The sequence below is a fragment of the Janthinobacterium sp. BJB401 genome, from assembly GCF_013372745.1.
GTDB lineage: Bacteria > Pseudomonadota > Gammaproteobacteria > Burkholderiales > Burkholderiaceae_D > Janthinobacterium > Janthinobacterium rivuli.
Map to the genome: position 1 here is coordinate 1 of NZ_JABXFH010000015.1, position 22,853 is coordinate 22,853.

At 63.1% G+C, this 22,853-nt stretch carries 22 protein-coding genes; 6 read left to right on the forward strand and 16 right to left on the reverse strand.

The annotated features are described in order from the left end of the window. The 3 genes from HWE17_RS12055 to HWE17_RS12065 all read right to left on the reverse strand — a co-directional run. On the reverse strand, nt 1–664 hold a 664-nt coding region (locus tag HWE17_RS12055; protein WP_255206218.1), incomplete at its 3' end, for a FecR domain-containing protein. An 8-nt stretch (nt 665–672) separates the two neighbouring features. After that, nucleotides 673–1,248, reverse strand: a complete 576-nt coding sequence (locus HWE17_RS12060; protein WP_176388903.1) for an RNA polymerase sigma factor — start codon at nt 1,246–1,248, stop codon at nt 673–675. After that, nucleotides 1,245–1,970, reverse strand: coding sequence for a hypothetical protein (locus tag HWE17_RS12065; RefSeq protein WP_176388904.1), 726 nt, complete (start codon nt 1,968–1,970; stop codon nt 1,245–1,247). Before HWE17_RS12065 ends, HWE17_RS12060 begins: the two co-directional genes overlap by 4 nt. Nucleotides 1,971–2,178: 208 nt before the next feature. On the opposite strand from HWE17_RS12065, the gene HWE17_RS12070 reads away from it, so the two are divergent. From HWE17_RS12070 to HWE17_RS12090, 5 genes are all read left to right on the forward strand, one after another. Then, nucleotides 2,179–3,195, forward strand: a complete 1,017-nt coding sequence (locus tag HWE17_RS12070) for a M14 family zinc carboxypeptidase (protein WP_176388905.1) — start codon at nt 2,179–2,181, stop codon at nt 3,193–3,195. Beyond that, nucleotides 3,192–3,998 carry an alpha/beta fold hydrolase gene (locus tag HWE17_RS12075; protein WP_176388906.1) on the forward strand — a complete coding sequence of 269 codons (807 nt, stop codon included), beginning with the start codon at nt 3,192–3,194 and terminating at the stop codon, nt 3,996–3,998. The genes HWE17_RS12070 and HWE17_RS12075 overlap by 4 nt, the downstream gene beginning before the upstream one ends. Next, nucleotides 3,989–5,026 (forward strand): serine hydrolase, encoded by a 1,038-nt coding sequence (locus HWE17_RS12080; protein ID WP_176388907.1) that lies wholly within the window; start codon nt 3,989–3,991, stop codon nt 5,024–5,026. Before HWE17_RS12075 ends, HWE17_RS12080 begins: the two co-directional genes overlap by 10 nt. A gap of 88 nt (nt 5,027–5,114) precedes the next feature. Next, on the forward strand, nt 5,115–5,978 hold the full coding sequence (locus tag HWE17_RS12085) for an EAL domain-containing protein (protein WP_176388908.1): 864 nt from the start codon (nt 5,115–5,117) through the stop codon (nt 5,976–5,978). Nucleotide 5,979: 1 nt separating this feature from the next. Beyond that, the gene (locus tag HWE17_RS12090; protein ID WP_255206219.1) at nt 5,980–6,279 is read left to right on the forward strand and encodes a hypothetical protein; all 300 of its coding nucleotides are present in this window, start codon (nt 5,980–5,982) and stop codon (nt 6,277–6,279) included. Between the two features lie 499 nt (nt 6,280–6,778). Here HWE17_RS12090 and HWE17_RS12095 read toward each other — a convergent pair whose 3' ends face one another. The 13 genes from HWE17_RS12095 to HWE17_RS12155 form a co-directional block, all read right to left on the reverse strand. Beyond that, on the reverse strand, nt 6,779–7,024 hold the full coding sequence (locus tag HWE17_RS12095) for a hypothetical protein (RefSeq protein WP_176388909.1): 246 nt from the start codon (nt 7,022–7,024) through the stop codon (nt 6,779–6,781). 328 nt (nt 7,025–7,352) lie between these two features. Continuing rightward, nucleotides 7,353–7,886, reverse strand: coding sequence for a fimbrial protein (locus HWE17_RS12100; protein ID WP_176388910.1), 534 nt, complete (start codon nt 7,884–7,886; stop codon nt 7,353–7,355). Beyond that, nucleotides 7,883–8,512 carry a hypothetical protein gene (locus tag HWE17_RS12105; protein ID WP_176388911.1) on the reverse strand — a complete coding sequence of 210 codons (630 nt, stop codon included), beginning with the start codon at nt 8,510–8,512 and terminating at the stop codon, nt 7,883–7,885. Before HWE17_RS12105 ends, HWE17_RS12100 begins: the two co-directional genes overlap by 4 nt. Further along, nucleotides 8,509–11,346, reverse strand: a complete 2,838-nt coding sequence (locus HWE17_RS12110) for a fimbria/pilus outer membrane usher protein (RefSeq protein WP_176388912.1) — start codon at nt 11,344–11,346, stop codon at nt 8,509–8,511. The genes HWE17_RS12105 and HWE17_RS12110 overlap by 4 nt, the downstream gene beginning before the upstream one ends. Nucleotides 11,347–11,470: 124 nt before the next feature. Further along, a complete protein-coding gene (locus tag HWE17_RS12115; protein ID WP_176388913.1) occupies nt 11,471–12,235 on the reverse strand; it encodes a molecular chaperone in 765 nt (254 codons plus the stop codon). 72 nt (nt 12,236–12,307) lie between these two features. Beyond that, nucleotides 12,308–12,865: a fimbrial protein gene (locus HWE17_RS12120; RefSeq protein WP_176388914.1), complete on the reverse strand. Its 558-nt coding sequence runs from the start codon at nt 12,863–12,865 to the stop codon at nt 12,308–12,310. 311 nt (nt 12,866–13,176) lie between these two features. After that, nucleotides 13,177–14,421, reverse strand: a complete 1,245-nt coding sequence (locus HWE17_RS12125; protein ID WP_176388915.1) for an MFS transporter — start codon at nt 14,419–14,421, stop codon at nt 13,177–13,179. Nucleotides 14,422–14,441: 20 nt separating this feature from the next. Beyond that, the gene (locus tag HWE17_RS12130; RefSeq protein ID WP_176388916.1) at nt 14,442–16,814 is read right to left on the reverse strand and encodes an ATP-binding protein; all 2,373 of its coding nucleotides are present in this window, start codon (nt 16,812–16,814) and stop codon (nt 14,442–14,444) included. Continuing rightward, entirely contained in the window at nt 16,811–17,479 is a 669-nt protein-coding gene (locus HWE17_RS12135; protein ID WP_176388917.1) for a response regulator transcription factor, read from the reverse strand. The genes HWE17_RS12130 and HWE17_RS12135 overlap by 4 nt, the downstream gene beginning before the upstream one ends. Nucleotides 17,480–17,673: 194 nt before the next feature. Next, nucleotides 17,674–18,975: an EAL domain-containing protein gene (locus HWE17_RS12140; protein ID WP_176388918.1), complete on the reverse strand. Its 1,302-nt coding sequence runs from the start codon at nt 18,973–18,975 to the stop codon at nt 17,674–17,676. A gap of 75 nt (nt 18,976–19,050) precedes the next feature. After that, nucleotides 19,051–19,377, reverse strand: coding sequence for a hypothetical protein (locus HWE17_RS12145; RefSeq protein WP_255206221.1), 327 nt, complete (start codon nt 19,375–19,377; stop codon nt 19,051–19,053). A gap of 153 nt (nt 19,378–19,530) precedes the next feature. Further along, nucleotides 19,531–20,670, reverse strand: coding sequence for a YbfB/YjiJ family MFS transporter (locus HWE17_RS12150; protein ID WP_369681726.1), 1,140 nt, complete (start codon nt 20,668–20,670; stop codon nt 19,531–19,533). Then, nucleotides 20,667–21,542, reverse strand: coding sequence for a LysR family transcriptional regulator (locus HWE17_RS12155; protein WP_176388919.1), 876 nt, complete (start codon nt 21,540–21,542; stop codon nt 20,667–20,669). The genes HWE17_RS12150 and HWE17_RS12155 overlap by 4 nt, the downstream gene beginning before the upstream one ends. Before the next feature lie 87 nt (nt 21,543–21,629). Between HWE17_RS12155 and HWE17_RS12160 the strand changes: the two genes are divergently transcribed. Then, nucleotides 21,630–22,691, forward strand: coding sequence for a nitronate monooxygenase family protein (locus HWE17_RS12160; RefSeq protein WP_176388920.1), 1,062 nt, complete (start codon nt 21,630–21,632; stop codon nt 22,689–22,691). The last annotated feature ends 162 nt before the right edge of the window (nt 22,692–22,853 follow it).

Genomic DNA, 22,853 nt, shown 5'->3' on the forward strand with positions numbered 1-22,853 from the left:
GGGGGCGGCGCGCCCCCCCCACCACCTCCACGGCGCCCGCCAGGCAGGTGACGCACACGGCGTCGTCCGTATGGCGCACATTGAAGCGGGCCGACTGCGCCAGCAGGCGCCCCGCGCCCGCCAGCACCGTGACGGGCTGGCGCGCGCCGCTGGCGAGGATTTCCGCCTCGCCGCCCAGCAATTCGATGGACTCGGGCGCGCGCACATCGATGCGCGTCTGCGTATTCATCTGCACCGTCATCTGCTGCGACAAGGCCACTTGCCGCTGCTCGCCCGTGCCCGTGCGGTAGTCGGCGGAGAATTCCTGCAGCGACGGCCAGGCGCCCAAGGGTGGACGCAAAGCCAGCACGGCCACGCCGGCCGCCAGCGCGCCACCGAGAAACGCCCGCCGGCCGGGGCGCGCCGGGAACGCCAGCACGTTTTCCCCCTGCGGCGCGACGGCGGCGCGGGTCAAGGCGGGGTCGAGCGCCTGCCACACTTGCTTGAGCTCGCGCCAGGCGCGCGCATGGCCGGGGCTGCGCGCGCACCAGGCGCGCAAGGCGTCGGCGTCGGCCTGCGTAAAATCGTCGGCACGCAGCCGCGCCCACCAGGCGGCGGCTTCCCGGCCGATGGCCGTGTCGGTATGTTCAAAAACGTCGCGTGGATCGCGGTCAGGAGCAGTCATGGGATTCATCAATATTTACGGCGGCCCGACACATCGCTGCGCTGGACGGCCTCGGCGCCGGCCATGCACGTTTTACAGTGTTGCATGGCGGCCTGCAATTCTTTCTTGACCATCGCCACGGAAATGCCGAAGCGCTCGGCGATGTCCGCATTGAGCATGCCGTCGATGCGCGCCGCCGTCAGGATGGCGCGGCGGCGCGGCGACAGGCCTGCCAGCGCAGCGTCGAGCGCCTGCACGTCGAGCCGCGCCGAGACGATGCGCGCCGGGTCGCTGATGTCGTCGCCGGCCTCGTCGGCCATGTGCATCAGTTCTTCGCGTTCGCGCTCCGTGACGATGATGCGGTCGCGCCGGTACGCGTCGGTGGCGATATTGGCCGCCATGCGCAGCAGATAGGCGTCGGGATTGTGGACGGGCGCGGCGGCCGGGCCAGGCGCCACCATCGCTTCGAGGCGCAGCCAGGTTTCCTGCAGCGCATCGGCCGCATGGTGCTTGCAGCCGACCACGCGCTCCAGGCGCCAGCGCAGCACGGCGTAGCGCGAACTGAGGTGGCGTTTGAGCTTGGTGCGCAGGTCGGGCATGCTCATGGCGCAAGCCTTGCCGTCGTGCCGGGGCCGCAATCGACTTCGCTGCCCGGCCCCTGCGGCAGCAGCAGGATGGAAACGGGCTGCGGCATCGACGGCAGCGGCGCGGCGCCCACTCGCATGCCCAGCACCACGCGCGCAATGGCCGTGTCGCGCGCGCGCAAGCCTGTGCTGTCGAGCAGGTGCACGCGGTCCACCACGCCGGCGCGGTTCAGATACAGTTGCAGCGCCAGCCGGTAGCCGCCGGGACGCGTCTGCGCCGCGCGGCACAGCAGTCCCAGCAGCACGTGCTGCAAGCGGCTGACATAGGCCGCATGGTCGCCGCCGCCCTGCGTGGCGCCGGGGATGTCGGCGGCGGCCACGACGCTGACTTGCGGCAAGTCAGCTGCGGCCGGCGCATACACGATGACGGCTTGCGCATCGGACAGGCGCGATTGCAGGCCCGTGCCTTCCAGCAAGGCTTGCAGGGCCGCGCCGGCCGCATGGGGGCCGCGCACGGCGGCCGACTGGCGCTGCGCGTAGCGCTGGTCCATCAGCACGGCGATGCCCGTGCGGCGGCTGTACAGGTCGAGCGCGTCGCCGAGGTTTTGCGCAGCGATATCGAACTGCAGCACGGCGCCATCGGCCGGCTGCGCCCGCACCGGTCCCACCGCGGCCAGGAAACCCAGCAAAACCAGGTATCCCGCCAGCGCGAGCACATGGACGGATGCCGGGCTGCCTGTCATATCGCTATCGAGTCGCTATCGTGTGAGGGAGAAATGCGTGGAAACAAGGCATTGCCAAGTAACAATTCTTGCATCAACTGCAATAGCCTACACACAAAAAATGACGGCTTCGTGACATCAGCGGCGTGCGCAAATTTCGCCATGCGGGACGTCGGGTGCGGCGGCGATTTCGGCTACACTGGCTGCTACTCTCCCTTTCAGACGCCTGATGATCGAAAAGAATCTGCCCGAGCTGGTCATGCTGAAGCGCCTCATCGACGAGGGCGGCAGCCACCTGGAAGTGGCCGCGCCCTGCAGCATCGCCATGGATGGGCGCGAGTTTCCCGTGTACACGATTGCGCTGGGCAATCCGAGCCCCGACGTGCCCGTGCTGGGCTTTTTCGGCGGCATCCACGGCCTCGAACGCATCGGCACGCAAGTCATCCTGTCTTTCCTGGAAAGCCTGGTCGCGCGCCTGCGCTGGGATGCCACCCTGCACCAGCAACTGGAAAGCATGCGCCTCGTGTTCATGCCGCTGGTCAATCCGGGCGGCATGTGGCAAGCCACGCGCTGCAATCCGCAGGGGGTGGACCTGATGCGCAATGCGCCATTGAGCGCACGCGAAAAAGTGCCGTTCATGCTCGGTGGACAACGCTACAGCGCCCGCCTGCCCTGGTACCGCGGCGCGGCCGGGGGACCGATGGAGGTGGAAAGCCAGGCCGTGTGCGACCTCGTCGAGCGCGAACTGCTGTCGCGCCAGTTCAGCATCGCCCTCGATTGCCATTCCGGTTTCGGCTTGCGCGACCGCATCTGGTTTCCCCACGCGCATACCCAGGTGCCAATCGAGCACCTGGCCGAGATCGGCGCGCTGGAAGAGCTGTTCAGCCAGAGCTATCCCAACCACAACTATGTATTCGAGCCGCAAAGCCGCCAATACCGCACGCATGGCGACCTGTGGGACTATCTATACCTGAACGGCACCAGCTACAGCGGGCGCGTGTTCCTGCCGCTGACCCTGGAAATGGGTTCATGGCGCTGGGTCAAGAAAAACCCGCGCCAGTTGTTCAACAGGGTCAGCATCTTCAACCCCACGGCCGCGCACCGCCTGCAGCGCGTGCTGCGCCGGCACCTCGTGTGGTTCGATTTCCTCATGCGCGCCGCCAGCAGCCACGGCCGCTGGATGCCGGAAGGCTTGCTGCGCAAGGCGCAACGACGGCGCGCGCTGGCGCAATGGTACGAGTCATGAGCGACGCGCCCACCTGGATCCTGCTGCGCGGCCTGATGCGCGAACAACGCCACTGGGGCAGCTTTCCCGCCACCCTGGCGCGCGCCCTGCCCGGCGCCCACATCGTCACGCCCGACTTCCCCGGCAATGGCGGGCGCCACGCGCAGGACAGCGCCACCCGCGTGGCCGACATGGTGGAAGCCTGCCGCCAGGAGCTGCAGGCGCGCGGCATCCCGGCGCCGTACCACTTGCTGGCCCTGTCCCTGGGCGGCATGGTGGCCGTGGAATGGGCTCACCGCTATCCGCAGGAAATCGCCCGCTGCGTGCTGCTCAATACCAGCATGCGGCCATATAGTCCGTTTTACCGGCGCCTGCGCTGGCAAAACTATGGCGCGCTGGTGCGCCAGCTGCTGCTGGGCGACAAAAGTAGCCAGGAAGCGCTGATCCTGCGTCTGACGAGCCAGCGGCATGCTGGCGGCAATCCCGCGCTGCTGGCCGACTGGCTCAGTTACCAGCAGCAATATCCGATTAGCCGGCGCAACGCGCTGCGCCAGTTGCTGTCTGCCGCCCGCTACCGCGCCCCGGCAATCCGCCCGGCCATGCCGGTACTGGTGATGGCCGGCGCGCTGGACCGATTGGTCGACCACCGCTGCTCGCAGCGTCTGGCGCGCGCCTGGCAAGCCGATTGTTTGATCCACGGCGACGCCGGTCACGACTTGCCGCTCGACGAAGGGCAATGGGTGGCGCAATCGGTGGCGCGCTGGCTGGGGGTGGCAGCGGCAGAGCATGACAAGACAAGCACGGCACTATCATCATGCAAATAAGCAACCATACCGACCAACTGACGGCGCTGGTGGAAGCCGGCGTACGCGAACAGATTTTTCCGGGCGCGGCCTGGGCCGTGGGCAGCGTCGACCACGGCGTGGCAGGCGCGGCCGGGCGGCTCACGCCCGAAGCGTCCAGTGCCGCGATGCAAGTCGACACCTTGTTCGACATCGCGTCGCTGACCAAGATCATCAGCGTCTGGTCGCTGACCGGCCAGCTGGTAAAGCAGGAACGCCTACGCCTCGATAGCCGGCTGGCGGACCTGCTGCCCGGCACAGTGGGATACGCGCTGGCGCCCATCACGATTTTCCAGCTGCTGACGCACACGGCCGGCTTGCCGCTGCGCGCCCGCCTGCGCGCCAGCTATGGCGAGGTGTACGACGATATCGTGCGCGGCGTGCTGCGCGAGCCGCTGGAAGGCATACCAGGCCGGGCTGTCGAATACACGGACCGCGCGGCCCTGATCCTCGGCCTGGTCATCGAGCGGCTGCTGGGCATGCCGCTGGACGTGGCGCTGGCCGAGCATGTACTGCAGCCGCTGGGCATGGCCGCCACGGGCTACGGTCCTGTGGCGCCCCGGCACGGCCAGCTGGTCGCGCCGACCGAGTATTGCGAACAGGCGGGCACCCACCTGTGCGGCGTGGTGCATGATTTTTCGGCCCGGCTGCTGGGCGGCGTGTGCGGCATTTCCGGGCTGTTTTCCAACGTACCGGACCTGCAGCGCTTCCTGCGGGCGATGCTGGCGCCGGACGGCAAGGTGTTCGACGCCGGCTGGGTGCGCGATTCGCTGACGGTGCGGACGGGCAAGCTGCAGCCGTCGCGCGGCCTGTTCTGGCATCCGGCGGCAGGCACCGGGCCGCAAGACGATGTCTGGTGCCACCTGGGCTTTACGGGCACGGCCATGTGGATCAGCCCGAGGCGCGGCCGCTATGCGATGCTGCTGACGAACAAGCTGTATTACACGCGCGAGTTCGACAGGATCAACGACATCCGGCGCGACTTCATGCGCTGCGCATTCGATCTCTGAAGCCACGCCGCTTTTCAGAACAGTCCGATTTTCCGTGGATGCCGAAGTTCCTATACTTCGTCCATCTTAACCTGTCGGGAAAATCGCCATGAGCGCAGCCGTGTATGCCCTTTCATCCACCACGATGAGGCAGCGCCTGCCGGCGCGCCCCTTCACCGTGCCCAGCGACGCGGACGTCATCCATGCCATCCATTCGGGTGACGGGCTGCGTGTCGTCTACCAGCCCCAGTATGACTTGCACAGCCGGCGCGTTGTCAGCGCGGAAGCGCTGCTACGCTGGGACCATCCACAGCATGGCAGCGTGCCGCCGTCGGTACTCATTCCCATGGTGAACCGGCTCGGCCTGCATCTGCCGCTGTTCGACCTGGTCGTCAAGGAAGTCATCGCCATGTTGCAGCACCTGCGCCGTCAAGGTGGCGACGTGCCCGTTGCCGTCAACGCCTCGATCGATACCGTGTGCACGCCCGGCATGGCCGATCTGCTTGCCACAAGAATGTGGGATGCCTGCCTGCCGACGCGGCTGCTGAAAGTCGAAGTCACCGAAGACTTGCCGGTCCTCGACGAATTGTGCCTGTCGGCTTGCCTCAACACCTTGCGGGCGAAGGGCTTTCCCCTGTCGCTCGACGATTTCGGCGCCGGTTCCGCCACCTTCAACGTCCTGTTCAAGATGCCTTTCGATGAAGTCAAGATCGACGGCGCCTTCATTCGCGACATGGAAACCAACGCCCATTCGCACGCCATCGTCGCCACCCTCATTTCACTGGCACAAAGACTCAACCTCAAGCTGGTGGCCGAAGGCATCGAGAACGAATCGCTGCTGGCGGCCTTGCTGGACATCGGCTGCCATATCGGCCAGGGCTATGCGCTGGCGCGCCCGATGGAGCGCGAAAAGTTTATCCAGCGTCAACTGACCAGGCCCGTGGCAATGGCAATGACACTGAAGGCGATGTGACATGAGCGACATGAAGCAATTACCGCTGATCTTGACCACCGATGCCATGGCTGCCGGCACAAGCGTCCACACGCACGATGCCGCGGCGCTGGTCGAACGCCTGCTCGCCTACATGGGACTGCGCAATGACGCCTGCCTGGCGCGCGAACTGGGCGTGCCGCCCTTTGCGATCAGCAAGCTAAGAAGAGGCAACGCCGCGCTCGATACCGACATGCTGATACGCATGCACGAAGCATCGGGCCTGTCCATCGGCGAACTACGGGCACTGTTGCCCCCCTGCCGGCATCGCTTGCCGTCCTGAAGCTCTGGAGGCCCGCTGTCCATACACGACAACGCGCCCTCACGGGTGTAATGCCGTTCAGTTAAGGTCTCGTTTCATGAGCCGGACGGTGTAACGCTGAGGCACGGCTTTAACGGCCCGGTCGAATTGGCGATCGGGCCGTTCTTCATTCAGCGACTTGGTTAGCCGCTGACGCAGGCGTTGCATCAAGGCTGGCAACTTGCCCTGGGAGCGCACGATGGCGACCAGGGCAGCTCATATTGGATGACGTGGATGGCCCGTACAAAGCAGATTTCAGTGGGATCGCATTTCACCGCCAATACCGCTTTCGCCATTGGCCATCGACCAAGGCAATGGTGCGTGCCCGCCCAGATGGTGGCCGATCCGGCCATTTTTTGCGGACCTGCTGTGCCGGTTTCATCTCGATCAGCGCATCATCACCTGCCAGCGCCAGCGGTCTCCACGTCGTATTCGATTTGGCGGAAATGATGAAGTGTCGATTGTTGCCATTGTTTCTTAGTTAACAACGGATTTCCGCCGACATGAAGCTTTTATCCAAGGCGGTCAGCGAGTGGTCGGGAATCGATGGCAACAACTCCTTGGCATATTGCATTTCGTTGGTACCGTAGGGGCCAAACGCGGCACCATGGAGTAGCTCGAGACCATCTTCACCTAGAACACCCGGTGTTTGCAGATCCCGCAGCGCAAGGTTCAGGTCATCTTGCACTTCGCGTATCGATTGATGCCGGTACAATGCCAGCGCCACGCCACCACCAGGCATGCCACTTGGTCCGCAGGCAAGCGCGGGTGCTGTCTACTCGCCTCGCCCGTGTAACGAACCGTTTGCTCGCCCTACTCGAGCGAAAAACGTTACCCCAGACGCTTTCCATCGGACGCCTCATGGGTCTCCGTCAAAAATGAATTGTGTCATCAAGCATGCCCGGCAGGTTAACAGCCTCTTCTGGCGGTTACAACCCAGAAAATAAAAATGCCGTTCAGTCTTAACTGAACGGCATGACACTTGCGAGTAGTTTTTCCTTCTGGCCGCCAGCCTGCGCACACGCAATTGGCGACCTTTCAACCCAGCAAGAAAGCTACTGATAATTCAGCGTGTACGTCGCCACGGCATTGGACAAGCCGGGCTTTACCTCGGCTGCCGTTTGCAAATAGCGCGCACCCAGCTTGATGGTCAACGAAGTGGTATTCGCATTGAGATTGGGCACGCCGACGTCCTGCGACAATATCCAGGGTTGACCTGACTCGTCTAACAGTTGCACTCCCACGCCAGTGGCGACCCGTTTCCCTTTTTCCGCCGTCAGACTCAGCACGCCTTTGCTGGCATTGATCGCCGTTGCCACCGAGTCTATACGTATCTTGCGGGTATTCGGCGATCTGCTGGGGCCAATGACGCCACCATTTTGCGAAGAAACTGCACCACCGCCCCCGCTAGCAATACTACCAGGAAACCCTGGGCAATCGGTCAAGCGGATTTCGAAGTTGACCGCCGGCAGGGACATGCCTCCCCCTTTCAGGGGCATTATCTTGCTACGGCCAAGTGGTACGCTGACATCAGACGTCGTGCAGGTTTTACTGACAACGCGTATGCTGCCTGTCAATCCCAGTGTCACGACGTCAACTTCGTTGCTACTAGTGCTACCGGATAAATATGAAAATCGTATACGGAGAATCGCCCGGCCCAAGCGCTTGCCGGTATAACGCCTATGCCCACCGGTCCAGTCTTTACGAGCGCGACCCTGAAAGTAGTTGGTACTCTCACCGACCCGGACCTGCCTGTATAGCATTCTGCCCGTGAGTTAGAAGAAGCTAGGCACTTAATGGGCCAGTAAAAGTACGTACCTTTGCCGACATTCAGCGAGGTATCCGAGGTGACCTGCCATACCACACCGATGCCGGGCACCCCGGTTTCATAAATTTTCCCGGCCATTGCGGGAACAGCGCTGGAGCTGACACTGCCAAGTACGCCTGCAACATACCCGTATCCCTCGCCTTCAGACTCGATCGCATCCGTGCAGACAATCCGTTGGATACCAGCATCGGCATTCTGAAAAGCCTGGGTGTAGAGATAGGTGCCGTTGGGTGCATCACGCGGCACGGTAAGGCTGCTGATCTGGAGGGCCATCGTTGCAGTGGTAGCAGCGCCATCGGAGATGCGGCATTCGAACGCCTGAGCCAGCTGCGGCGCAGCACACACGAGCAATCCGGCCAGCAGAGACAGTACTTCCCGAACGTTCATGGTTTTCTTTTTTGGTTGATTTTAAGCGCGGTTTCTTCATATTTTCTGGCTGCGGCGACCTGCAAATCCTGGCGTGGCACCAGCGCGGCCATAAATGCAGGCGGCACCTGCAGATCGAGACGCTGCACGGCTGCCTCATGACTCCAGCTGGCGCCGGGAATCGACTGCAGCACCAGTTGGCATGGCTGCAGCAATTGCTCCTTGGAAAGCTGCACCCCATACGCCTGCAAATCAACCGTACTCATGCAAGGAGACGCATCTTGCCCCCCAGCCACCGGCAGGAACGCCACCTCGCGCCGCTCCATGCGCTGGCCATTGACGAAGATATCGACTGAATACGTGCCGCCCTGCAAGTCAGCGCTGCGCTCTTCAGCGGGCGGCGCCTTGGCATTGATCAATTCCGGCACGCACACGGCCTCGGCTTGCTGCAGCTGGCCGCCTTCGCCCTGCATCAACGACGCAGGCACCGGCAGCGAGCAGCGCTCATGCGCCCTGCCGCCCCACGAAATCGACAGTTGCCGGCTGGTTTCCTGCAAGCGTGCGTACAGCTGGCCATTCTGGCCCACCATGCCCACCGACTGCCCTTGCTCATCCTTGACCGTGGCGCCAAACGGCAGCACGTCGCCGCCCGCCAGGCGCACCTGGAACAAAACTGCCCGGCCCGTGCTGGTGCTGTATTTGAGGAAGACGACGGCGCCGTCGCGCGGCGCCACCTGCTGGCTTGTTTCGCGCATTTCCACGTCCATCGACGAGCCCACAGGATCGATCGCCACTTCGTTCAGTTCATACGGACGCAGATACGGCACCACCGCATTGCCGCTGGCGTCGAGCCTGAGACCCGGATAACCGGCCACAGTGGCGCCAGCGGCGCCAGGCGCATGCACCACGGCCATGGTGTCGCCGCGGTGCGGCGACAGGGTCACGCCGCCAGGATGGGCCACCACGCTGCCGCTCATGTTGAACGAGGCGCTCGTATAGTCCTTCCCACGCCCGACCGAGGCGCCAACGAAGGTCCGCGCTCCCGTATACTGGCCGCTCAGGGTGCCGCTGCTGCTGCCGCTGCTGCCATCGCGGCTGACTGACGCGCCATAGCCGAACTGGCGTTCTTCACCGGCCGTGCCGCTGACGGTGGCCAGCTGGCTGTAGCGGCCATCGGCGTTGCGCTCCAGCTGGGCCGACATGTACGGCATGTCCACGCTGGCGCTGCTGCCCAGCGGCAGGTTGACGGACAGCAGCAAGCGGTTTTCCATACCGCCTGACGACGTCCTGCCGCGGTTGGCACTGATGCCATAGCTGATGCGCCCCACGCGCTTGTTATAGCTGAGCTGGTATTGCAAGTCCTGCCCTTCCCGGTTCCAGTAATTTTGCGTATACCCGCTGATGCTGACGTTGCCCCACTCGCCCAGGCTCTGGTCGGCCGTCAGCGACAGCCGGTTGCGGGGGCGGTCCAGCATGGTCGTTGGATAGCCCTGCCGCTCGGTGTCAAGCGCCTGCATGGCGTTGGCGAAATCCAGGTAGCCGCTGGTGGAAAAGCGGTAGGCGGCCATCGAAAAATTACTGCCGGTGCTCAGGATATTCTTGCTGTACGACATACGCATACTCTGGCCCTTGGCCTTCTCAGCGTCGAGGTCGGTCTGCGCATGGCTCAGATCGACGGACATGGCGCCGATCGGCGTGGCAAACGCCATGCCGCCCAGCAGCGACAGATAGTCGGCGCTGGCTTGCACGCCGCCGTAGCCCGTCAGGCTGTTGTTCAATCCATATTGCACGGTGCCTTGCAGGAAGCCGGCCTGCTGGCTCAGGTGATTATTGCGCGTCACGCCGGCAGTCGCGCCGAAACGCAGGGTTCCCGGACGCAGCAGCTGCGTCACGGCGGCATACGGCACCACGAAGCGCTGTTCGCTGCCGTCCGCTTCGGACACGGTCACATTCAGGTCGCCGCCGTAGCCGGTGGCATACAGGTCATCGATGACGAAGGCGCCCGGCGCCACCGTCGTTTCCAGCAAAATATTGCCTGCCTGGCGTATCGTCACGCGGGCGCTGGTGCGGGCGATGCCGCGCACCACGGGCGCGTAGCCGCGCAGCGAGTTCGGCAGCATGCGGTCGTCGCTGGCCAATTGCACGCCGCGGAAGGACTGTGTATCGAAAATCTCGCCGCTGGTATTTGAGTCGCCCAATGTCAGCTGGCTTTTCAGCGAGGTAACATCGCGCCGGAGATAGGTGTCGAGCACCTGATAGCGGCTGCCGCCCGCTTGCTGCCAGCTCAGCGCACCCTTGTGGCGCAGACGCCAGGCGCCGAGATTGAAGCCGCCATCGAGACCCAGGTAGGCTGAATTGAAGGCGCTGTCGCCACTTTTATTGTGATTGCTGTTGAAGTTGTAGCCGAGCATGCCGGACGTCACGCCGCTGTCCCACAGTTCCGGGCTGACATAGCCGCGCGCATCGCGCCGCAGTGAAATCTGCGGAATACTGATGTCGACTTGCTGACTCTCCGGCACGAACTTGGCCGTCGCATTTTCGATAAGCTTGCTCAGATCGGCACAGTTGCCCGCCTCCAGCAAGGCCGTCGCTTCCGGCGACAGGCGCGCCATGTCGACACCGAGCAGTTCGAGCAGCCTGCGCGACACGCACACCACGGGATGGCTGCCATCGTCATTGGCGTGAATCTTGATATCCTGGCGGTTTTTCAGCTGGCCGTTGAGGGCGATATCGGCACGGTAAGTGCCTGGCAAGACGGGATTGCCATTCTGATACGCGACCAGGTCCAGACTGCGCGAGCCTGCCGGCAAAAACGCGCCATTGAATTCGACCTGATCGGCATGCGCCACCGGCATGAGCAACGCACATGAACTGAACGCCACCGCCTTGACCACGCTGCCAACGAGCCCATTGACGCCCGGACCAGGCATTACTTGAGGATAGTAGCGAATATGGCGATGAGTATGCATGATTCAGACCTTAAGGAGCGGGCCGGCTGGCGGGCGCCGAAAGGGTGCGCCGCGTCGGCATCGGGACACCATAATCATTGATGGCGCTAAACTCCACCTGTGCGCCGGCGCCAGGCAAGGCATTCAGGGTGGGCAGCGCAAATTGTTTGGTCTCGCCTGGCGCCACCATGCCGCCATCACTCTCGCTGCGCACGGCGCCGACCATCAGCGACAGCGACGCCAGCGACACGTGAAAGGCGGACGGGTTATACGCTTCCAGGGCAAAGCCCTTGCCATGGCTGGCAGGCACGGCACGCCATTGCACTTGTTCGATCGCGTCGACAGGATTGCCAGCGAGCCCCTCGGGGCGATAAAAAATCTTGACGCGTGAGCGGAACGCCATCTGCAGCGAATTCACATCGGCGTCTTGCGATTTGGGCGGAATCTCCAGCACATTCAGCCAGAACACCGATTCCTTCGCCGCCGGCAAGGCCGGACCGACAAACATCAGGCGCAGACTCTGCCCCTTGCCGGGATCGATGCGGGCCAGCGGTGGCGTGAGCACAAAAGGAACTTTGGCCGATGCCGGCGTCGATACGACATCGCCGGCATCGACCCACGCCTGTACCAGCGCCGGCACTGCGCCATCGTTATTGAGCTTGACCGTGATTTCCTTTTGCTTCGCCGGATAAATCTGCCGCGTTCCCGTGATCACCACGCTGGCCATGGAGGAAGAGCAAAACAGCAAGGCCAGGCTGAGCAATAACGAACTGTGCAATGAATGATAGGGGGACATGGAAGACCTCAGAATGTAGACGGGAGGCGCGTCCCGCCTGGGCGGCGAGGACGTGCTTCCCTGGCGTGTGGATTACTCGTAAGAAATGGAGTAGGTAACGTTGCTATTGATCGTGCCGGCAGTGGCAAGGCCGGTGGAAATGTATTGCACGGCATACGGCAGAACCGTGTCGCCAGCCGTATTCTTCGTAACCTTCTCGGTATCGGTAACTTGCGCGGAATCACCGGCCTTGATCGCCTTGCCGTTGGTGCCATCGAGCAGTTGCAGCTGAACATTCTTGGCGCCGACGGCGGGGTCGGCAATTGTATTTGTCAGGTTATGGGTCAAAGGATCAACAGTGCTGCCCGGCTCGAAAAATGCGGCAGCCTTGGTGGTCGTACCGGTACAAGCACTGAGCGTAATGTTAAAACCGGTCTTACCTGCAACTTCTGCAGCAGTTTTCAGCTGGGCAGCCGAGATTTTTGGCAATTTCACGGTCGCAGGCGCAGGGCCGACAGCGCCGTTGACAGTAACGACGCAAGTCGAATCGGACAGTACACCTTCGAAATTGATCTTGCCATCGGCGGCGAAAGCGGATTGGGTTGCAGCGGCGGCCAGCAGAACGGCGAGGATACGGACTTGGGATTTCATTGAGACTACTCCTGAAAGATAAAGGTAAATGCGCACCAGTTAATGTAGGAACGCGGCTGTTGTTGCAGATACGTACTTTACAGAGCCGCGGTAGTTGTCGATATGAGAATGGTCTTAAAAATCCGCGCCGCCGGATAAGACATGTGCAAATAGACGCACACATCGGCAACAACACGCACAGGATGCAAGCGGCCTGGCAAACTGACGTTGCGGCGTGGCTGGAGAGAATGGGGGGAGGCAGTGCGGGGATGAAAGCGATGGGAAAGCCTGCAAGGTGGTGCTTGCAAGCGGGGTACATGACGGCCGGCCAATCAGCCAGGCGCCACCACCTTGTCTGCCGGCATCAATACTCTCTGCGCCAGCCAGACCAGCACGGTCGCCAGCACAAGGGGCAAGACAAGCTGCACCAACACCAGCGCCGTCCAGCCGACCATCTCTTTCAGATGAGTGAAAACCACCTCCGCGACAAGAATCCCCAGGTTGAACGCGACATAGAACAAGCCCACGGCCCGCATGTTCTGCATAGGTGGCACCGCTTGAATCAGGGCCGCCAGGATATTGACAAAAAATACCGAGGTCAAACCAAAACCCACCAGGAACGCCAATAACATGAGAATATCCAAGGTCATATGCCATCCGCAAAATAGCAGACCACTGACAGCGGCTATGATGGGAAGAACAATCAGCAGCGTTTTCATGGCACCGTACCGGTCCCCCAGCCAGCCAGCCAGCGGCGACAGCAAGGCGGAAATCATGGCGACACTTATCACCATGTGTACTGTCTTGATGGGAAGTTCCAATATCTCGCGCAGGTGCGCGCCACACAGGTATTCAAACTTACCCGCGCTCACTGGCATGCATACGGCTGCCAGAAACAGCAACAGCGGGCCTCGAGACCAGACCTCCCCCACCGGGCTTCTGACTTCAGGACGGACGAAACTGCGTTCGTCGGCGGTACTGATCTGCTGAAAAAAATGCCAGATCAGGATATACAGAAGAATCAGGATGAGCATGCCAACCAGGGCCGGTAACAGAGGCAGCTCCCCCTGCTCATTGATAGCATCGTGAATGGCGGTAAGTCTGTTAGCGACCATGTTAACGGCCGTGGCAAGACAGTTCATGAGTCCCACCACTAAGGCACAATGGCGCGGAAAATACGTGGCCGCGATACTAATCCAGGCACAGATATTCATCGTACACCCTATACCACCCAGCAAGCTCCAGCAGCACAGCTCAAATGGCGAGCGGGAAAACAGGCCCATTAACGCAGCCACCGCAAGCAGTAGGAATCCGCTGAGCAATATTTTCTTGCGCGACAAGGTTGCTGGCAGGACTGCCAGCACGAGTCCCGTTAACCCCATGCTGGCAAAAAGGAGCACTGCGGCTATCGGGAGATTGCCGAGTGTGTCAGGCAGGCCGAATGGCAAAGGCTGGGATGCCAATGGCAGCAGCGCCGGATCCATGTTGGACAGCACCAGGAACAGCAAGGTAGTAGGCAACATCAACGCCAGCATCCCCATGGCCTCTTTTTTATTCTTGTTCATCCTGCGCAACATGATGCTCCTTCAAATTGAAATCAATGCTGGCCGCGGCTACGCCAGGCGGCCACGACGTCCTGCAAAAGCTGCTCGCAACGCGCATCGCCGAGCACTTCCGCACCGCGCAACAGGCTCTCGAGCTGCCTTGCCGGCTGCGCCATCTCCGTCCATTGCATGGCCAGGGCCGCGCCATGCAGGCGATGCGCGGCACGCACCGCACCATCCGGTTCGTGCATGACCATGGCCTGCAGCAACTCGCCCATATCGTTGGCGAACGCTGCGCGCACCTGCGGCATATCGAAGACCGCCAGGGTTTCCATCGGCGGCGCATGCAGCGCCAAGGTCACGTCGCACCAGAGTTCGACGATATCCTGCAGTTTCGCCAACCGGATCGGCTTGCTCAATATGCCATCCATGCCGGCCTCAAAGCAGCGTTCCGCATGATCCTCGCCCGTCGAGGCGGAAATCGCGATGACCGGGCAGCGCGCCTGCTCCAGATCCGCTTCGCGCCTGCGCCATTCGGCCGTCAGGCTGTAGCCGTCGATGTCGGGCAAGTCGCAATCCATCAGCACCAGGTCATATTCGCGCAGCTGGAAACAGGCCAGGGCCCTGGCGCCATTCTCGGCAATGTCGGCATCGCAGCCCAGGCTGGCGAGCTGGGCCCGCAACACGGCCTGGTTGGCCGGCACATCCTCAACCACCAGGATCGACAGGCGCTGCGCCGCCGCGCCACCCACCGGAGCGGGCCGGGTAGCGACCACGTCGGCCGCAGCAGCGGAGCCGGGCGCCATATCCGCAGGCAAGGAAATCAGCATGCGCGTGCCCCTGCCCATCTCGCTGTCGATGGTGATCGTGCCCTGCATCAATGTCACCAATTCGCGGCAAATGACGAGACCCAGGCCGGTGCCGCCCGAACGCTTGTAGGTACCCTCCACCTGCACATACGGCCGGAACAGGCTCGCCTGCGTGGCGGCGGCTATGCCAGTGCCCGTATCGGCAACGGCAATTTCCAGGCGCGCCTGGCCCTGCCCGTCGTCCAGCATGGCAATCTGTATCTCGACGCCGCCGCTTGCCGTAAATTTGATGGCGTTCGAGACCAGGTTGTGCAGCACCTGCAACAGCCTGGCCTCGTCCAGCATCAGCAGCGGCACCGCCACGGGCAGCACTACATCGAGCGTAATGCCCTTCTCCCGCGCCCGCAGCTGCTGCAGGGCCGCCACGTCGTTGGCCAGGGCTGCGACATCGACCGCATCGAGGCTGAGCGTGAGTTGCCCCGCCTCCAGCTTGGAGACATCGAGCACGTCGTCGAGCAAGCGCAGCAGGATATTCCCGCCGTTGCTGGCCAGGTCGACAAAGTGACGCTGCTCCGCATTCATGGGCGTGGAGCGCAGCAATTCCACGGCGGCCAGCACGGCATTCATGGGCGAGCGGATTTCATGGCTCATCACGGCCAGGAACATGGCCGCCCTGCGCTCGTTGCGCAAGGCACGCCGGTGCGCACCGTAGGCCTGGTACGCCAGACCCGCCAGGATCAGCAGCAAGGCCACAGCCAGGCCCACATGTTCGCCAAAGTGGTCCGCGGAGAACAGCATGCCCGAGTGATCATCGCCCGGTGCTCCCAGCCAATCCTGGCGTACCAGCCGGATCTGGGCCGGGGTCATCGCGGCCAGCGACTTGTTCACGATCGATACCAGCAAGGGATCGCTATCGCGCAGCGCCATGCGCACGTCCGACGTCATCGCCACGGGCAGTTCCGTAAAATGCAGGTCCGCGCCTTCCTCGCGCATCAATCCCGGCAATAACTGCGCCTTGCTGCCGATGGCGACGTCGGCGCCGCCTTTCGACAGCAGCGCCAGCGCCTGGCGCATGGTGGGGCTGACAACGATGCGCATGCCGTCGTGGCGTTCACGCAGGAAGGGACCGAACAGGCCAGCTTCCGCGGCCGGCAGCGCCACGGTCTTGCCATCGAATGCGATGCCATCGGCACCAGGTTCACCCTGCTCACGCGTGGCGGCGATAGCCGTGGTCGAGAGGTAGGGCAAGCTGTAGCTGATGCCGGGCACTTGCGGCGGTGTGCCGATACTGCGCACCGCAGACAGGCAATCGACCCGTCCTTCACGCAACGCGGCCAGGCCGTTGTCCGTTTCGGCCAAGGTCACGATGTCAAAGTCCAGGCCGCTATGCCGCTCAATGATTTTGATGTAATCGGGGCCGATGCCAACCCCGATAGCGCCACGCTGGATAGATTCGAACGGTGGCCGGTTTTGCAGCATGCCCAGCTTCAACACGGGATGCGCGCGCACCCAGGCTTGCTCCGCAGCGCTGAGCGCATACGCCCTTTCCTGCCCCTGCGCCGCCATGCAGCAAACGGCCAGCAGGAAAGCGGCGATGCCGGCTCGCCAGCGCCTCATGCTTCGCCTATGGTATGCCTGATCTTGAACAGTTCATTATTCGACGTGACACCGAGCTTGCGGAAGGCGGTGGTCTTTTGCGAGCTGATGGTCTTGATGCTGCGCTTGAATTTTTCGGCGATTTCCGTCACCGTCATCCCCGCCAGATAACAGCGGATCACCTCGCGCTCGCGCGCCGACAGCGCCGCCCCCAGCAGCAGCGCATCCGCGCCGTCCTCACCCTCTCGCGCATCAAAGGTGGTGCTCGCTTCCGCCACCCGATAGGACATCTCGGCGCTCAGGTACACGGCGCCCGACACCACCTTGCGCAGCGCCTTGACCAGTTCCGACATTTCCTCGCCCTTCCCGGCAAAACCGCGGGCGCCGACGCGCAAGGCCAGCGCCACCGTGGCCGGCTCATGATGCGTGGACAACACGAGGATGGGGCAATCGGGGAATTTGGCCCGCAGCGCACGGATCAACGACACGCCATCGAGTTCGTCCGGACCCAGCGCATAGTCGAGCAAAATGACGTCGGCAGGCGTCGCGAGCAAGCCCGCGATCAGCTCGCGGCTGGTACTGTAGGCACCCACGACGTCGATATCCTGTTCGGCCGAGAGGCGGGCGACGAGACCGTGCCGCACCACGGCGTGATCGTCGAGCAAGGCAATACGTAAGCGTTTCATAGGCATGGGCAAGGACCAGACGCTGTATGAAAAAAGTTTCTTTTGATGAGATTACTCCTATTTACGCCACCACCACCATACGAGATGCAGTTTATTAACATAGGTGCTCCTGTGCAACAAAAATGCTTCGATTTACCCGCCTTCAGATTCACATTACAATAAAATTACTTTTATTGCACTAGCGAAGGCACGCATTATTTATTGCTGACGCTGGCGAAAAAGTCGCGCAATTCCATGGGGCGCGCCAATGCATAGCCTTGTCCCGTGGGGCAGCCAAGCTGGCACAGCGCCTCGATGCATGACGAATCCTCGATTCCTTCCGCCACCACTTTCAGATTCATCAGCCGTGCCAGATTGACCGTCGCGGCAATGACGGCCTGCGCGGAAGCACTGGTTTTCATGTCGCGCACAAACGCGCCATCGATCTTGACCTCGTCAAAGGTCATCTTGGCCAGCAGATTCAGGGTTGATGAACCTTGCCCAAAATCATCGAGCGAAACGGGAAATCCTTTCGCGCGCAGCGTATTGAGCGAGGCGGACAGCAGCAGTTCATCGTCGACCGGCAGATCGCCAGTCAATTCAATTTTCAGCAATTGCGGCGGCACGCCTGCCCGCTGCATCTTTTCAGCCAGCCGCTGCGCGAGGCCTGGCGTACACACGGTTTCGGCAGAAGCATTCAGGGCGATGGGCAAGGTCACCTGGCGGCTCTTGAGCACCAGCAGGACGTCGATCACGCGCGTCTCGATAAAGCTGAACAACAGCAAGTGCAGGCCCAGGCGGTTGACCATGGGAATCAGCACCGATGGCGGCACTTCGCCAACGCCGGGATGATTCCAGCGCAGCAGCGCCTCGGCGCCGATGATGCGCCTGGTACGCAAATCGTACTGCGGCTGCAGCATCACGCGCAGATTCTTGCCTGTCGTCAACGCTTCGATCACATCGGCTTCCGTCGGACCGTCGGGCGGCGCAAAACAGGATGCCTCCCGCTTGATCGACGGGACCAGCAACAAGGCGCGCAAGGCCTCGGCAAACGCGGCGTTGCCGCCGCCGTAGACCATGCCGACATTGATGCCGGCGCGATGCGCCAGCCGGGCAAGCGCCAATAATGCCGACACGGACAGGCCGCCGATGCGGGCAACCGCCGGTTTTTCCAGCATCGCCGCGGCTTGCCCATGCAGCAAATTGAGCAGTGTCGGCTGGCCGACCCACAGCACATGCGGAAAACGCGCCAGCGGGTTGGCCGCATCGAGCGTCTTGAGCAAGGTCGGCACCATCAGGCCACCATGTTCGACATCCGCGACGATCACGTCAACCTTCCCTTCGCGCAACAGCGAGGGAATCAAGCTCAAGGAATTGATACTTTTCACGTCTGCGACATTGATGGCACTCAGCATCGTGCCCAGCCATCGGGCACCACTCTTGTCCGTATCAGGCGTCAAGGTCAGCACGCGCAGGCAATGGAATTCGCTACGCACAGGGGAGCTGATGGTTTTCACGGAAGTTTTCCTTGGGTTAAGACGCATGGGTGAACAAAGAGTGGGAACGCCAGAAAATGACGGGCGGCAAACCTCTTAATTGCTGTCCTCTTCATCGGGCATGCCGAAACGCGTGCGATGATCGCCCATGCATGCCCGCAGCTCTTGAATACTCAAGCGGCTCACTTCGTGCATGCGTATGAGGATGGCGGCGCTCACTGGCAGCGAACCATGTCTGATTTTGGAAAGGATGGGCGCCGATACCTGCAATTCGCGCCCCAGGGCCGCATCGTTCTTCAAACCCAGGAAATCGATAAGCACATCGAGCAGATCGGCATTGCGAAAACCGCTTGCGGCATTCAGAGGAAGCCGGTTGCGTAATCCCGTCACGCGTGGGGGATGCTGCTGTATTTGCTTTGTCATAGCTGCTACTTTCAATATGGAAGGTCAGGAACCGGCCGCGCCATGCGCATGGCGGCTGGCGCGAACCGGTGATGACTTGAAGTGTAGCGACAGACTTTCTTGACCGAAATCAGAACAGTCCTAAAATTCCCAGCGAGCATTTAAAGCGGCGGCTTACAGCCGCAGGCTGACGACAATCGCCAGCAGCAGCGCGCCAGCCGCCGCCAATAATGCATTATTGAAACTATGCGACTGCGCATACAGGCTGCCGGCCAGCACGGGGCCGAGGATCTGGCCGATGCCGTACACCACCGTCATGATGGCCATCATGTTGCTGCCGGCCTTGACTGCGGCCCGCTGCGCGGCAGGCATGGCGATGGTCACCGTGCCGACAAACGTGCCGCCGACGAGAATGGCGCTGAGCAGATAACCGGCGGCCGAGGGCGCCAGCACGGGCAAGGCCACGCCCAGCGCCTGCAGCAGCAAGTTCAGCCTGAGCACCTGGCGCGTGCCAAGTCTCTCGTGCAGGCGGTGCCACAGGAAACACGAGGGCGCCGCACCGAGGCCGAAGACGGCCCACACATGGGCGGAATTGAGCCCGGGCAAGGCCGCGCCGACCAGCACGGGCAAATACGTGGCCGTGACGATGTAGCCGAGTCCCGCCAGTCCGTAGATCAGCACCAGCGGCCACGGCGCCACGGGCGCCAACGCGGTTGCGCCAACTTGCGCCGGCGCATCCGGCGCATCCGGCGCCGACTGGCCGCTGGCGGCAATGGCGGGCGCGGCCGCCAGCCCCGCCAGCACGGTGACGCCGGCCAGCAGCAGCCACATGCCGGCGCTGTGCCAGCCCAGGTGCGACGCCAGCACCAGCAATTCGGCCGAGATGGCGATGCCGGCGCCCACGCCCGCGTACAGCAGCGGCGCGCCGCGCGCCTGCCGGCGCTGCACCAGCAGCCACAGCGAGGCCGCCACCATGGCCAGGGCGCTGAAGACGCCCGCCACGCCGCGCACGGCCACGATGAACCAGACGGGCATAGTCAAGGCCAGCACGCCCAGGCAGATGGCCGTGCCGGCCACCGACCACAGGCACAGCCGGTGCGCGTTGTGCGCCCGCGCGCGCATGGCCAGGATGGCGCCCAGCAAGTAACCGCCATAGTTGGCCGAGGCGGCCAGGCTGCCGTCGCGCAAGCTCAACACGCCTTCCTCCACCATGTGCGGGTAGATGGCAGTGAAGGCGAAGCGGCCAAAACCCATGCCGATGGCGAGGATGGCGGCCGCGGCGATGGCCGCGCGCAGCCTGGCCGGCGCGTTCACGGCGCCGCCTGGCCCACTTGCGCCAGCAAATGCTGGAAGGCGGGCACGTCGAACCCGGCGCGCCACACCAGCACGGTGTCAATCTGCCCGGCGGACAAGGTTGTCAAGGTGGCGGGTGCGTCCGACAGCGCCAGCACACTGGCCGGCAGCAGGGTCACGCAGGCGCCGGCCGCCACGCAGGCGATCATGGTGTGATACGAACTCAGCTCCTGCACCTGCCACTGCGTGCTGCCGGCCACGCCCAGCAGCTCTTCGGCGATGCCGCGATAGGTGCAGCCCTGCGGAAACGCCGCCAGCGAGCGCGTGCGCACGTCCGAGGCGCGGCGCACCTGCCCTTCGCTGGCCGGCAGCAGCAAACACAGTTCCTCGCGCCACACGGCTGTCGATGCCAGGCCCAGCTCTTCCAATGCGGCGGCGCCGCCGAAGGCGGGCGGCAAGGCGACGAAAGCACAGTCGAGCAAGCCCGTGCGCACCTGCTCGATCAGGGGGCGCGACGGCCCCGTGCTCAGCGCCAGGCGCGTGGCCGGATGGCGGGCGTGATACGCGGCCAGCAGGGCCGGCAGCCGGCTGGCCGCCGTGCTTTCCATGCTACCGACGCGCAAGGTGCCGCCCTCTCTCCCGCCCGTGACGACGTGCCGCGCTTCTTCCGCCAGCGCCAGCAAACGCTGCGCATACTCGAGAAAGCGCTCGCCGGCCGCCGTCAGGGCCATGCGTTTATTGGTGCGCACGAACAGTTCCGCGCCGATATCGGCTTCCAGCTGCTGGATGCGCGTGGTGACGCTGGACGGCGCGCGGCCCAGCCTGGCTGCGGCCTGGGTCACGCTCAGCTCACTGGCGACAGAGCAAAAAATCCGCAATGATTCCGACTCCATCGCATTCTCCATTTAAAAATGATTATGCTATTATATTCTCAAAATACGAATTGAATGCAGCATCCTCAACTTCATGAAGGAAACATCATGACTTCAATCCAGCCCTTCCTCGACCGTCTCGGCTTGCAACTGCCCATCATCCAGGCGCCAATGGCCGGCGTCTCCACGCCGCGCATGGTCGCCGCCGTCTCGAACGCGGGCGGCCTCGGTTCGCTGGCCATCGGCGCGGGCACGGTGGCGCAGGCGCGCCAGGTGATAGCCGACACGCGCGCGCTGACGGACCGTCCCTTCAATGTGAATGTGTTTTGCCATGCGCCGGCCGTGCGGGATGCGCGGCGCGAAGCCGCCTGGCTGGCCCATCTGGCGCCCCTGTTCGCGGAGCTGGGGGCAAGCGTGCCCGTGGAACTCGATGAAATCTACGCAACGTTCATCGGCAATGAGGCGGCATTCGATCTGTTGCTGGAACAGCGGCCCGCCGTCGTCAGCTTCCATTTCGGCTTGCCGACGCCGCAGCAAGTCCGGGCCCTGCGCCAGGCCGGCATCTACACCATGGCCACGGCCACCAATCCGCGCGAGGCGTTGCTGATCGAACAGGCCGGCGTCGACGCCATCGTGGCGCAAGGCGTGGAAGCGGGCGGCCATCGCGGCGTGTTCGACCCGCAAGCGCCGGACGAACGCCACAGCACCAGCGTGCTGCTGCGCCTGCTGGCGGACCGCACCGCCCTGCCCCTGATCGCCGCCGGCGGCATCATGGATGGGCAAGGCATCCGCGCCGCGCTGGACTTGGGCGCGGCAGCCGCGCAGCTGGGCACGGCCTTCGTGCTATGCCCGGAATCGTCGGCCAATGCCGGCTACCGCGCCAACCTGAAAAGCGAGCGGGCATCGGCCACGCGCCTGACCAGCGTGCTCTCGGGCCGCCTCGCGCGCGGCATGGTGAACCACTTGATCGAGTATGGCGAGGCGCCGGGCAGCCCGCCACCAGCCGACTACCCCGTCGCCTACGATGCCGCCAAGCAACTGAACGCGCTGGCCAGCCAGCACGGCAACAGCGAATTTGCCGCGCAATGGGCTGGCCAGGGCGCGCCGCTGGCCAGGGAAATGGGGGCGGAGGAACTGGTGTTGACACTGGCCAGGGAAATGGCGCGCTGATTTCAGCACGCCGCTGATATGCGGGCGGCCAGGACAAGGAAGCCCTTGGTTGCATGCCGTCTTGGCTAGACGCTGCGACGGCATTGCAGTGTCCGCTTTCACCCCGTTACGGACGGTCACACATTCCCGATACTACCTTCGGCTTAAAGCGACTGGTAACAA

Coding starts and splice junctions, on each gene's coding strand:
- HWE17_RS12060 (WP_176388903.1), bottom strand. CDS start 1,248: ATGAGCATGCCCGACCTGCGCACCAAGCTCAAACGCCACCTCAGTTCG.
- HWE17_RS12065 (WP_176388904.1), bottom strand. CDS start 1,970: ATGACAGGCAGCCCGGCATCCGTCCATGTGCTCGCGCTGGCGGGATAC.
- HWE17_RS12070 (WP_176388905.1), top strand. CDS start 2,179: ATGATCGAAAAGAATCTGCCCGAGCTGGTCATGCTGAAGCGCCTCATC.
- HWE17_RS12075 (WP_176388906.1), top strand. CDS start 3,192: ATGAGCGACGCGCCCACCTGGATCCTGCTGCGCGGCCTGATGCGCGAA.
- HWE17_RS12080 (WP_176388907.1), top strand. CDS start 3,989: ATGCAAATAAGCAACCATACCGACCAACTGACGGCGCTGGTGGAAGCC.
- HWE17_RS12085 (WP_176388908.1), top strand. CDS start 5,115: ATGAGCGCAGCCGTGTATGCCCTTTCATCCACCACGATGAGGCAGCGC.
- HWE17_RS12090 (WP_255206219.1), top strand. CDS start 5,980: ATGAGCGACATGAAGCAATTACCGCTGATCTTGACCACCGATGCCATG.
- HWE17_RS12105 (WP_176388911.1), bottom strand. CDS start 8,512: ATGAACGTTCGGGAAGTACTGTCTCTGCTGGCCGGATTGCTCGTGTGT.
- HWE17_RS12110 (WP_176388912.1), bottom strand. CDS start 11,346: ATGCCGGTGGCGCATGCCGATCAGGTCGAATTCAATGGCGCGTTTTTG.
- HWE17_RS12115 (WP_176388913.1), bottom strand. CDS start 12,235: ATGTCCCCCTATCATTCATTGCACAGTTCGTTATTGCTCAGCCTGGCC.
- HWE17_RS12120 (WP_176388914.1), bottom strand. CDS start 12,865: ATGAAATCCCAAGTCCGTATCCTCGCCGTTCTGCTGGCCGCCGCTGCA.
- HWE17_RS12125 (WP_176388915.1), bottom strand. CDS start 14,421: ATGTTGCGCAGGATGAACAAGAATAAAAAAGAGGCCATGGGGATGCTG.
- HWE17_RS12130 (WP_176388916.1), bottom strand. CDS start 16,814: ATGAGGCGCTGGCGAGCCGGCATCGCCGCTTTCCTGCTGGCCGTTTGC.
- HWE17_RS12135 (WP_176388917.1), bottom strand. CDS start 17,479: ATGAAACGCTTACGTATTGCCTTGCTCGACGATCACGCCGTGGTGCGG.
- HWE17_RS12145 (WP_255206221.1), bottom strand. CDS start 19,377: ATGACAAAGCAAATACAGCAGCATCCCCCACGCGTGACGGGATTACGC.
- HWE17_RS12155 (WP_176388919.1), bottom strand. CDS start 21,542: ATGGAGTCGGAATCATTGCGGATTTTTTGCTCTGTCGCCAGTGAGCTG.
- HWE17_RS12160 (WP_176388920.1), top strand. CDS start 21,630: ATGACTTCAATCCAGCCCTTCCTCGACCGTCTCGGCTTGCAACTGCCC.